We start from the raw sequence: 11,537 nt of genomic DNA, 5'->3' as shown, positions 1-11,537 counted from the left end.
AAGCATACAAGGTTACGATTACTTTTACGATTATTGAAAATAGCATGATATATTTCTCTTTTCTTTTTTTAAACACAATATAAATATTATCACAAAATGGATTGCATTATAAGTATTTAATTAGAATATAGCTCCATAATGACAGAAGTAGAAGACTATGGACGACAAATTTTTGAAGCTATTTCCTACGCAAATGAATTTCCAGTTGTTAAAGAAAAGTTATTAATTATGTTTGATAAATTAATTAAAGAACTATCCGAACTAATTGACGAAGACGAATTAAACGACTACAAAAAAGCAAAAGAAGTCGTTGAAAAAATTCCAGAAAATGAAGTCGAAGAATTGTGTTTTACGGTTGAAAGTTTGTACGGAGATGTTGAAAATTATCCTAGCTATTTCTAAAAAATGGGGATTGGGGCAACGCCCCAAAAATAAAAAGAATCGTCTGAAGCGAGGAACAAATTAAAATGTAAATTTTAGTTGTTACCGAGTGGAAGATGATTACTTTTTAACCTATGTGTATATACACATAGTAAGCTCGCTATAATATATTATAATAGAATTACTATTCTTATCTTTTCGGAGGTTTTTACATGGGTAAAAAAGCAAATAGACAAAGAAATATCGGAAAATATTTTTGTGTCAATGAGCTAGAAAATCAAATTATTGAAAAAAGAATGCAGGAATCCAACCTAACAAATTTTGGAGAATTTGCTCGTAAGTCCTGTTTAGATAAAAAAATTTACACGGTGGATTTTTCTTCTCTTAAAGAAATTATGTCCACTATTGCGCAGGCAAATTTAGAAGTCAATAGGATTGGAAATAATCTCAATCAAATTGCCAAATATTTAAATGAATCTGAACAGAATCAAACCAGAGAATTACTCAATGAGTATCAAAAAGAAATTCAAAGTTTAGACCAAAAGTTAAGAAACATGTTGAAAAAAATAACGGAGGGATAATACCATGACTGTGATTAACATTTATACGTAACCATTGATATTGGTTTAGAAAGAGAGCAACGAGAATCCGCAATCAAAATACCAGCACGTTGTGTGGACAAACTAGAAAATGGCGATTACCAAATCTTTCTCAAAAAACAAGACCGCTTTTATTTTGTTGATAGTAAAAATCCAGAGAACAACAAAATCATGCTTGGAAAAACCGTTGCGAAAAACCTACAAAATCAAAGCGGTAGCGTACCGCTTTATTCTAACAATTCCAAAATTAAGTTAAAACAACTGTTTAACGAGTTTGATTTTCTTATTTCTAAAGGATTAGATTTTGATACTTCTTTTGAAGCTATCGGAAAAGAATTAGAACAAACCTATTACCAAACAGAAAGCATTTTAGAAAACCTAGATAGAAAATTCTTGAGTATGTCGAAGAAAATAAAGCCTATGCACGACCAAACACAAGAATATTAAAAACAATTGAAAACCTACAAAAGGAACGAACAGACTTACACAAGACCTTAAAACAAGTCGAAAAAGAAATGCTTTACTATGACAAGTCCGTTGACCGTTACGAAGATTACCAGCAAGAACACACCAAAAATAAAAGTCAACATTCCCCACGTTTATAAATAAGCCAATATAAAGCCTTATAAGCAGCGTTAAACTATTAAGTTGTATTTGTACTAGCAACGTTCTAAAGTTGCTTAAAATGCAAAATATGAGCTTCTAGGGCTATTGTAGAATCCTTTAGCACTTTAAAAGCGAACTGCTTCTGTCGTCAAGCAGACCAACGAAGCCTAACCAAAAGACTTGCCAACACAAACCGTTGACAAGCCTTTCAGTTAGGGTATTTGAAAAGATAGGTGTTTGCTGTTTTGCTGAACGCTTTTGATTTTGACCTTTTCTTTTGACCTTTGGTTTTAAATTTTTGAAAAAAATAAAAATAGGCGAAGCCTATATATATTTATCTTATATATTTTAATCTTTTGTTCTTTTGCGTTAAGTCAAACTCAGTAGTTACGCCACTCATAGACATTATACAGTCAGAAAAAACTATGTATACAGTCAGAAAAAACTATGTATACAGTCAGAAAAAACTATGTATACAGTCAGAAAAATATTGATTAACTGACTGTATTTTTATATAATAAAAGCATGAAGAAAAAATCTTTGGCCTGACTTTATTCATGCTTAACCAAAATTACTCATAAGGAGCAACTTCTCTTGGAAATTATAACAAAAAATGGCCGAAACAGCAATGAAAGGACAACGTGTTTTTGAAAGAAATTGAGAAACGAAAAATTGTTGAGCATAACGACTTGATAACATCCGTGGCTAAAATGGATAAAACACCTTTGAAAATTTTTGAGTTGGCGGTCTCCTGTATTGATACGGAAAACTTACCCAAAGATAATACGGTTTTGCTCTCTAAAAGAGAACTATTTACTTTCTTTAAGGTGGACGATAGCAACAAACACAGTCGATTCAAAGAAGCCATAAAAGTTATGCAAAAAGAAGCTTTTTTTGAAATTAAGGAAGAACAAGGAAAAGGCTTTAAGTTTAAAAGCATTGTCCCTATCCCTTATGTGGAATGGACGGATTATCATGATGAAGTGCTTATCCGTTTTAGTCCTGAAATCATGCCTTATTTAATTGAGTTGAAGAAGAATTTTACGCAATACGCTTTATCAGACCTTGTGAACTTAAACAGTAAATACAGTATCATTTTGTATAAGTGGTTGTCTATGAATTATAATCAATATGAGCATTACAACGATAAAGGCGGTCGGAGAGCAGAACAAATAGAAGAATATCGCAATCCGTCAATATCGGTTAAAGAGTTGCGAGCAATAACAGATACAATCAAGGAATATCAACACTTCCCCCATTTTGAAAAGTGGGTACTAAAAACACCGTTAGAAGAAATTAACGTTCACACGCATTTTAATGTGACTTATGACAAAATCAAAAAAGGACGTTCAATTGACAGCATAGATTTTCATATCTCAAAGAAACCAGTTGCTAAGAATGAGTTTTATAAACAGGAAGAACAAGATCCAATCTACTTACAAACCAAATCAGACAGAGAAGCTCATCAGAAAGACTTGTTTGCTGAAGCTATGCAAAACCCTTATACTAAATTACTAGGTGAAAAATGGCTGATTAATTTTTCAGATACACAAGATATAGGGACAATGGTAGGGTTATTAGAAAATGTTTATCCGCTTTATGATGAACTGAAAGAAGCACGGGGATTAAATGGGCTAAAAACGCACCTCTCATATATTGCAAGCAAACAAGAAGGATATTCCAAGCGGAATGTAGTCAAGTACCTTAAAACAGCCATTGAAGGCTATTTAGCGACCATTGCCTTGCAAGACGTAGAACAACCTGAACGAGCCAATTACAAAAAGCCCAAAACAAGAAGTCTAGAAGTAGTAGCGAAAGATTTTCTACCAGACTATCAGGACGAAACCAGTGAAACGGAGAAAGAAGCATTAAGACGGTTGGAAGCAGAAATTGAGAAAAAATTACGTGGCGAGGGTTTAGACCATGAGTGAGAACTTAAAAACGATTAAAGAGTTGGCTGATGAGTTAGGAGTTAGTAAGACAGCTATAAACAAAAAGGTCACAGATATAGAACGAAAACTTTGGTTTGCGAAAATAGGAAACAAGTTTGTGATTAATGAAGATGGTCAAAAATCAATAAAGAGAATGTTTGAGGGGGTGACTGAAAACCAAGAATCGCAAACCGAAAACCTAGAACAAAAACCAAATTCGCAAACCGAAAACTTCCGGAATAATAACGAAAATAATGCAGATATTAAATATATACTAGATATAATTGAGTATCAAAAAGAGCAGATAAAAGATTTACAAAACACTAAGGATGAACAATTCAAACAATTAAGTAATATGCAAAATCTTTTAGACCAGCAACAACGTCTAGCCTTACAGGATAAAAAATTACTAGAAGAGTATAAATCAGAAATCAACGACTTAAAAGCTCTTAAAATCCCTCAGGAGGATATGAAAGATGGCTCGTCGATAAGGGGTGAGGCGCAGGAAGAAATTGAACGACTGAAAGCTCAATTGAAGTTATCAGAAGAAGAACGAAACAAGGCAAAAGAAAAAGAGCCTGTAAAAACAGAATCTAAAAAATGGTGGCAACGATGGAAATGAGGGGGATCAAATGAGTCATTCGGAACAAATGATTGAAAACCAGTTCATACAAATCTTAAGTGAGAAAGAAAATCAGTGGACTTATCGTCCGGACTTGAAGTCGGAAGAAGCACTTTGGCAAAACTTTAGAGGCCATTTGAACCGAATAAATTTAGCAGTATTGGAAGAACAACTATTAACGGATAAAGAATTTAAGCAAGTCAAAGTCGAGTTTTCACGTTTGACCGGAACACCTTTTTTAGCTTCTCAATGGCTTAAAGGAGAAAACGGGGTGGCTCAAGTTTTATTAGAGCGAGAAGATGGGAAAAAAGTGACTTTAGAAGCCTTTAGAAATAAGGATATCTCAGGAGGAACTTCTTCTTATGAGGTGGTTCACCAAGTGGTCCCAGATGCCTCTAGAGTAGATCGTGGAGATGTGAGTTTGCTGATTAATGGGCTCCCAATCATTCATATTGAGCTCAAAAAAGAGTCCGCTAAAGACGGTTTTATGCAAGCTTATTATCAAATTCAGCGTTATGCAGAAGATGGATTTTTTAAAGGGATTTACGCAACCACTCAAATCATGGTGATTTCAAATAAAGTCGATACCCGATACTTTGCAAGACCTAGTGAAGATACCGCTGAAGCCTATGCTCGGATGAAGAAGTTTTTATTTAATTGGCGGACTGAAGACAATCAAACGGTTTCTGATTTGTTTGATTTTACTCGTACAGTTTTGCGGATACCCGATGCCCATGAATTGATTAGCCAATATACCATTCTCGTCGATGATCAAAAAAATCAAAAATTCCTCATGGTTTTAAGGCCTTACCAAATTCATGCGATTCGTAAGATTCGTCAAAAAGCGGCACAGCATGAAGGAGGATTCATTTGGCATGCGACAGGTTCAGGAAAGACCATTACCAGTTTTGTCGCAACGAAATTATTAGCTCAAAATGCGATCGGTGTCGATCGTACGGTCATGGTTGTTGATAGAACAGACTTAGATGCTCAAACGCAGGATGAGTTTACGAAGTTTGCCTCGGAATACCATACCGGACAAACGACCGGAAATTCGGTAGCCAATACTTTGATTGTTGGGATCAAAAATCAAAAACAGTTGGCTCGAAACCTCCTTTCATCAAAAAATAATAATACGATTTTAGTGACCACGATTCAAAAACTCTCTGCGGCTATGCGGAGTGCCCAACAAGAGAGTGAAGAAAAAGGCTCGAATCAATTTGAGAAGCTACGGCAAGAACATATTGTTTTTATTGTTGATGAGGCTCATCGTGCGGTTAGTGATGAGGAAATGAAGCGAATTAAGAAAATATTACCCAATTCAACCTGGTTTGGATTAACGGGGACGCCTATTTTTGAAGCAAATAAAAAGCAAGAAAATGGAACCTTTGCCAGAACGACGAGCCAGCAATACGGGCCACTCCTTCACTCCTACACAACCAAGAATGCCATGGATGATGGGGCTGTGTTAGGCTTTCAAGTCGAGTATCATTCACTGATTTCAGAAGAGGATCAAGAGGTGATTGTCACCCAACTCAATAAAGGAAAGTTGCCAGACGATGCCCTCCAACAAGAAAAATTATTGCCTACGGAACTTTATGAAGCAGATGAACATATTCGTACCATGTTACAAAAAATCTTTAATCGGAGGAGTGTGGTCAAAAAGTTCAAGGTAAAGAATGGTTTTCCTACGATGTCAGCCATTCTTACCACTCACTCGATTGCTCAAGCCAAACATATTTACCGGATTTTAAAGGAAATGAAAGATAATGGGACACTCTTGAATGGGCGACAATTTGATGAACGTCATCAACTGATTGATAAAGATTTCCCAAGAGTAGCTATTACCTTCTCAACCAATCCGGATCAATTAGAAAAAAATGAACAAGACGATGAATTAGTAGAGATTATGAAAGCGTATGCGAAACAGTTTGATGCCTCTCCTTATCATGATGAGAAACTCTACAATCAAAATATTAATAAACGGTTGGCCCGTAAGGAAAAGCAATATCAATCGGATGGTCAGTGGCTAGATTTTGTTATTGTTGTCGATCGTTTATTGACAGGCTTTGATTCTCCAACGATTCAAACCTTATATATTGATCGAGAAATGAACTATCAAAAGCTCCTTCAAGCGTTCTCAAGAACCAACCGTATTTATACAGGAAAAGATTCTGGGTTGATTGTCTCTTTTAGAAAGCCCTTCACCATGAAAGAAAATGTAAAAAACACGTTTCGTCTATTCTCAAATGAAAAGCAAAACTTTGATCAACTGATTCCAAAAGAATATGAAGAAGTCAAAAAAGAATTTATCGAATGTTCAACACTTTATAAACAAAGCGAAGCTGACCTATCGGATAATCCCAATGATCTTAAAACGATGATTGCGCAAGTAAGTGCTTATCAAAAGCTAGAAAAGAGTTATAAAGCGCTCCGAAGCTATGATCAATACGAAGAGGACTTTGAAGCATTTTCAGAAGTAGTAGAGCAGTTGCCACAATATCAAGGAAAAACGGAAAATATTAAAACAAAGATTAAAGAAATGATCGAGGATGAGGGGCATCCTGAGGAAGACTTCGAGAAGCTTTTACAAGAGATTGCTTTTTCTTCGCAGCTCAATGCGACACATAAAGACGTCGTGGATAGTTTTTATATTAATCAACTTTTGAAAGCGATCCAATTAAACGAAGCAGGGGCCGTTGAAAAATTTGAAAAAGAAATCCAACAAAAGGATCCTCAAATCCAAAAGATGTATCACACCTTGAAAGATCAACTCGTCAATACTACTGAAGAGATCGATGTGGCTCAATTAAAAGAGACTTCAATTCAAAATGAAATTCAAAGACAACTTCAAAATGAAGCTGAAGAATTTGGATTATCCTTCGACTTTTTACAGTCTGCAATGAATGAATATCAAGGCGATAAGAAAACGATCCCTTATTTAACCCATTTACTGGATTCGATGACTCTTAGTAAAGAAGAGTTCGAAGCCAAAACGGGTGAAAAATACAGAAGAAGAACAAAAGTTTTAGAAGAACGACTACGACAAAACTTTGAACAAATTCAAAAATGGAAAGAAGAATTATAATGGCGACAGGTTTAAAACAACAACTATGGGCTTCTGCGGATATCTTACGTGGGAAGATGGATGCAAGTGAGTACAAAAACTACTTACTGGGATTAATTTTCTATAAGTACTTGTCTGATGCGCAGCTTAGAGAAGTTTATGAACAAGAAAATGGAAAAACAGATACCTTCCCAGAACGTTCCACTCAGTATGCAGGATTCATGGAGTGGTACGAAGAAGACAAAGACGATTTAATCGAAAATATCCAACCCAAACAAGGTTACTTTATCCAACCCGATCAATTGTTTTATCACTACCGCATTAAAGCTGATAACTATGAATTTAACTTGACCGACTTACAAGCAGGTTTTAATGAGTTGGAACGTCAAGGAGAAGAATTCAGTGGATTGTTTGCGGATATTGATTTAAACTCCACAAAATTAGGCTCAAATGCACAACAACGTAATGTGACGATTACTGAGGTCTTACGTGCCTTAGATGAGATTGATTTATTTGAACACAATGGCGATGTGATTGGGGACGCTTATGAGTATTTAATCGGGATGTTTGCGGCAGGTGCAGGTAAAAAAGCAGGAGAGTTTTATACCCCTCAAGCTGTTTCACGCATCATGTCAGAAATTACGTCGATCGGACAAGAATCTCGAGCACCTTTTCATATTTACGATCCTGCGATGGGGTCGGGTTCTTTGATGCTTAATATCCGTCGCTATCTCATCAATCCAAATCAAGTGCACTATCATGGCCAAGAGTTAAATACGACGACCTTTAACTTAGCACGTATGAACTTAATTCTTCATGGAGTAGATAAAGAACGCATGAACCTGAATAATGGAGATACTTTAGATGCCGATTGGCCCTCAGAAGAGCCTTATCAGTTTGATTCTGTGGTCATGAATCCTCCTTATTCTGCGAAATGGTCAGCGGCAGATAAGTTTATCTCTGATCCTCGTTTTGAGCGTTTTGGAAAATTAGCGCCTAAATCTAAAGCGGACTTTGCCTTTCTCCTTCACGGTTTTTACCATTTGAAAGAATCAGGAACAATGGGGATTGTCCTGCCTCATGGCGTGCTCTTTAGAGGAGCCGCGGAAGGAACCATTCGTCAGGCCCTTTTAGAAATGGGAGCCATTGATGCGGTCATTGGCTTGCCGGCCAATATCTTTTTTGGGACCAGTATTCCGACAACGGTTATTATTTTGAAGAAAAACCGCTCTCGTCGCGATGTCTTATTTATTGATGCTTCTCAAGACTTTGAAAAACGAAAAAATCAAAATGTCCTGTTGGATGAACATATTGATAAAATTGTTTCTATCTACAAAAAGCGAGAAGATATTGAAAGATATGCTCATGTTGCAAGTTTTGATGAGATCCAAGAAAATGACTTTAACTTAAATATCCCTCGTTATGTCGATACCTTTGAGGAAGAAGAACCGGTTGATTTGGTTGCAGTAAATACCAATCTCCTTAAGGTCAATGAAGAATTAGTTCAACAAGAGCAAGTGCTCTTATCGTTGATTGACAATTTTTCAGAAAGTGAAGAGAATCAAGCCTTGATTGATTCGATGCGTCTTCTTTTGAGAGGTGGGCATGATGAGTAAAAAGAGTCCACAATTAAGGTTTGAAGGTTTTACGGATGATTGGGAAGAGCGTAAGTTAATTGATATTGCTGGAAATATTTCAGATGGTGATTGGATTGAAGCAAACCACATATTTGATACAGGTGATTATCGTATTGTTCAAACCGGAAATATTGGAATTGGTTCTTTTTTGGATAAACTGCAAAACGCGAAGTATTTTTATCAAGCTGACTTTGATGAATTAAAGGCTAACGAAATATTTCCAGGAGATATTTTGATTTCAAGACTATCTGATCCAGCTGGTAGAACCTCTATTTTGCCGGATTTAGGAGTGCGTGCAGTTACCGCTGTTGATGTGGCAATTATTCGACCAAATGATAATTTCCATGCCGAATTCCTTGTCGCTGAATTAAATTCTAGTACAATTCTAGCTAAAGTAGATTCGCTTGCAAGTGGATCTACTCGCAAGCGAATTAGTAGAAAAAATCTTGAAGGTGTACAAATCAATCTACCAACGTTTGAAGAACAACAAAAAATTGGTTCATTTTTCAAACAACTCGACGACACTATCGCTCTTCATCAACGTAAGTTGGACTTGCTTAAGGAACAGAAAAAAGGCTACTTACAAAAAATGTTCCCTAAAAATGGTGCCAAAGTTCCTGAATTGCGATTTGCGGGGTTTGCTGACGATTGGGAAGAGCGTAAGTTAGCTGAATTTACAACTTCATTTTCTGGGGGGACTCCTTCAGCTGGAAATTCTAGTTACTATAAAGGCGATATTCCATTTATTCGTTCTGGTGAAATAAATAGTGATAAGACAGAGTTATTCTTGACGGAAGATGGTTTAAAAAATTCATCTGCAAAGATGGTATCAGTAGGAGATATTCTATACGCTTTATACGGAGCAATAAGTGGTGAGGTAGGAATATCACAAATTAATGGTGCAATTAACCAAGCCATATTAGCAATTAGACCAATTGGTGGATATAGTTCTCATTTTATAATGCAGTGGCTAAGGTTACAAAAACAAAAGATAATTGATAAATATTTACAAGGTGGACAAGGAAATTTATCTGGTTCAATCGTCAAGAATCTGATATTAAATGTTCCAAATTTTGAAGAACAACAAAGAATAGGTTCGTTCTTCAAACAATTGGATGACACTATCGCTCTTCATCAGCGTAAGTTAGATTTATTGAAAGAACAGAAAAAAGGATTCCTGCAAACAATGTTTGCAAAGTGATTATTAATTACAGAAGGGGGTGTAGGAATATTGAATAAGTCTATTTTCATTTCATATGCTTGGGAACAAGATGAGCCACTAGATAAGAAAGTTAAAAATTTTTCACAATGGTTAGCAATTTATTTGCAATCTTGGGGGTTTCGAGTCCATCTTGATGTATTGGAAAACCACCCTGGAACTAAACTTGATGAATTCATGAAGAACGGTATTGATAGTTCTCACTTTGTTATTTGTATTTGTACGCAAACTTATTTAAAAAAAATAAGCGATTCAGCAACCGGCGTATATAACGAAATAGAATTAATAAAAAAACAAGCTAAAAGTCCATTTATAATTGCCATAATTGATATCGAATCATTTACTGATCTGCCCGATTTTTTTGAAGGAAAGTATATCAGTCAATTAAAATTCGATACACCGTTTTCGCAGGAGAATAAAAAAGGACTATTTGAATTAATATCAACTATACGTGACGAACTATTTCTAAACATCAAGGTGGAAACAAAACCTGATGCTCAAGACAGAATTGAAAGGTACTATAATAGTGTTGAAAAAATAAAATTTTTTAATGATTCAGCCAATTTAATGAATTTCAAACCACAATCAGAAGGCGAAATCTCTTTTCAGTACCTACTTAACGGCGGAGACTTTAAATTAGGTATTTCACCAATGGAATTTATAACTCATTGGACAAGTGCAGGAAGTGATACAATTTACTCCTATAAAAAAGTCAATAAGATGATGAGAATTCATAACTTTGAAAATTTTGACAGAATAAATAAACCCGCTGATATTGACTTTGATAAAGTAGTTGATATTAATTGGGGTGCATCATTGAGAGAAGGAGACGGGATCGTATGGATCAATGATAAAAACTATCTAGCGATAGGTAAAATAATTCAAATTTATTTGGATTCCGAAGATGAATATAAAAGTATGGTAACTCTTGCTTATAAGATTTTAAACCCAATTGATCTGACGGACGATTTCATCGATAGCAAATAGCCTATATATTTATTGGCGCTCATAAATATATAAAACAAAAGATTCTATATTTTTACAGGGTCTATAATTAGATAATAGCCCCTATACAACGCTATTAAAACAGCCCCCGTTATCTATTGGACAGGTAATAGGGGTTGTTTTTATGTTTTTTTGATATAATAGAACCAAAGATGGAGGGATTATTTGGGATGGTAGGCATGCTTTTACTAGCAATCATGTTCATTTTTATCCCTGTTTGTTTTCTTATCGTAAATTGGGAGCAATTAAAAAGTTGTTTTCAAAAAAATAACAGATGAAACCCTTGCTACAAGCGGAAGTGCAGAAATGAGACACCGACAAGAAAATAAATAAATAAATAATTTAAACCCGAATTGCTAGTTGATTATTTAGCCATGACTTGATACCCGATAGAATATCTTAAAGTCTCTGGTTCCAGTGATTTAGCTGATTTTAACAGTAAAGAATACGCTAAAAGTATCATCTCTAAT

9 protein-coding genes and 1 pseudogene are annotated in these 11,537 nt (G+C 35.4%); 9 read left to right on the top strand and 1 reads right to left on the bottom strand.

The genetic code is table 11. The annotated features are described in order from the left end of the window. The first annotated feature begins 138 nt into the window (after positions 1–138). From GHI93_RS10355 to GHI93_RS10315, 9 genes are all read left to right on the top strand, one after another. Positions 139–402 (top strand): hypothetical protein, encoded by a 264-nt coding sequence (locus tag GHI93_RS10355; protein WP_153496983.1) that lies wholly within the window; start codon positions 139–141, stop codon positions 400–402. Between the two features lie 191 nt (positions 403–593). Further along, on the top strand, positions 594–962 hold the full coding sequence (locus GHI93_RS10350) for a plasmid mobilization protein (protein ID WP_153496982.1): 369 nt from the start codon (positions 594–596) through the stop codon (positions 960–962). 33 nt (positions 963–995) lie between these two features. Next, the gene (locus GHI93_RS13115; RefSeq protein WP_343030363.1) at positions 996–1,427 is read left to right on the top strand and encodes a hypothetical protein; all 432 of its coding nucleotides are present in this window, start codon (positions 996–998) and stop codon (positions 1,425–1,427) included. Positions 1,428–2,233: 806 nt separating this feature from the next. Beyond that, positions 2,234–3,517, top strand: a complete 1,284-nt coding sequence (locus GHI93_RS10340; RefSeq protein ID WP_153496981.1) for a RepB family plasmid replication initiator protein — start codon at positions 2,234–2,236, stop codon at positions 3,515–3,517. Further along, positions 3,510–4,139 (top strand): HTH domain-containing protein, encoded by a 630-nt coding sequence (locus GHI93_RS10335; RefSeq protein ID WP_153496980.1) that lies wholly within the window; start codon positions 3,510–3,512, stop codon positions 4,137–4,139. The genes GHI93_RS10340 and GHI93_RS10335 overlap by 8 nt, the downstream gene beginning before the upstream one ends. A gap of 10 nt (positions 4,140–4,149) precedes the next feature. Beyond that, on the top strand, positions 4,150–7,227 hold the full coding sequence (locus GHI93_RS10330) for a type I restriction endonuclease subunit R (RefSeq protein WP_153496979.1): 3,078 nt from the start codon (positions 4,150–4,152) through the stop codon (positions 7,225–7,227). After that, positions 7,227–8,822 (top strand): type I restriction-modification system subunit M, encoded by a 1,596-nt coding sequence (locus GHI93_RS10325; protein ID WP_153496996.1) that lies wholly within the window; start codon positions 7,227–7,229, stop codon positions 8,820–8,822. Before GHI93_RS10330 ends, GHI93_RS10325 begins: the two co-directional genes overlap by 1 nt. Then, on the top strand, positions 8,815–10,044 hold the full coding sequence (locus GHI93_RS10320) for a restriction endonuclease subunit S (RefSeq protein ID WP_246177094.1): 1,230 nt from the start codon (positions 8,815–8,817) through the stop codon (positions 10,042–10,044). Before GHI93_RS10325 ends, GHI93_RS10320 begins: the two co-directional genes overlap by 8 nt. 27 nt (positions 10,045–10,071) lie before the next feature. Then, the gene (locus tag GHI93_RS10315) at positions 10,072–11,049 is read left to right on the top strand and encodes a toll/interleukin-1 receptor domain-containing protein (protein WP_343030362.1); all 978 of its coding nucleotides are present in this window, start codon (positions 10,072–10,074) and stop codon (positions 11,047–11,049) included. A gap of 382 nt (positions 11,050–11,431) precedes the next feature. Here GHI93_RS10315 and GHI93_RS10310 read toward each other — a convergent pair. Next, a pseudogene (locus tag GHI93_RS10310) lies at positions 11,432–11,537 on the bottom strand (IS982 family transposase); the annotation flags it as partial.

It is taken from the genome of Lactococcus hircilactis, assembly GCF_009601015.1.
Taxonomy (GTDB): domain Bacteria; phylum Bacillota; class Bacilli; order Lactobacillales; family Streptococcaceae; genus Lactococcus; species Lactococcus hircilactis.
Note: the sequence above shows the minus strand (reverse complement) of the source record. Positions and strands in the feature narration are given on the sequence as shown.

Excerpts from the sequence above, each read along its gene's own strand:
- GHI93_RS10330 (WP_153496979.1), top strand. The coding sequence starts at position 4,150 with ATGAGTCATTCGGAACAAATGATTGAAAACCAGTTCATACAAATCTTA.
- GHI93_RS10320 (WP_246177094.1), top strand. The coding sequence starts at position 8,815 with ATGAGTAAAAAGAGTCCACAATTAAGGTTTGAAGGTTTTACGGATGAT.
- GHI93_RS10355 (WP_153496983.1), top strand. The coding sequence starts at position 139 with ATGACAGAAGTAGAAGACTATGGACGACAAATTTTTGAAGCTATTTCC.
- GHI93_RS10335 (WP_153496980.1), top strand. The coding sequence starts at position 3,510 with ATGAGTGAGAACTTAAAAACGATTAAAGAGTTGGCTGATGAGTTAGGA.
- GHI93_RS10325 (WP_153496996.1), top strand. The coding sequence starts at position 7,227 with ATGGCGACAGGTTTAAAACAACAACTATGGGCTTCTGCGGATATCTTA.
- GHI93_RS10350 (WP_153496982.1), top strand. The coding sequence starts at position 594 with ATGGGTAAAAAAGCAAATAGACAAAGAAATATCGGAAAATATTTTTGT.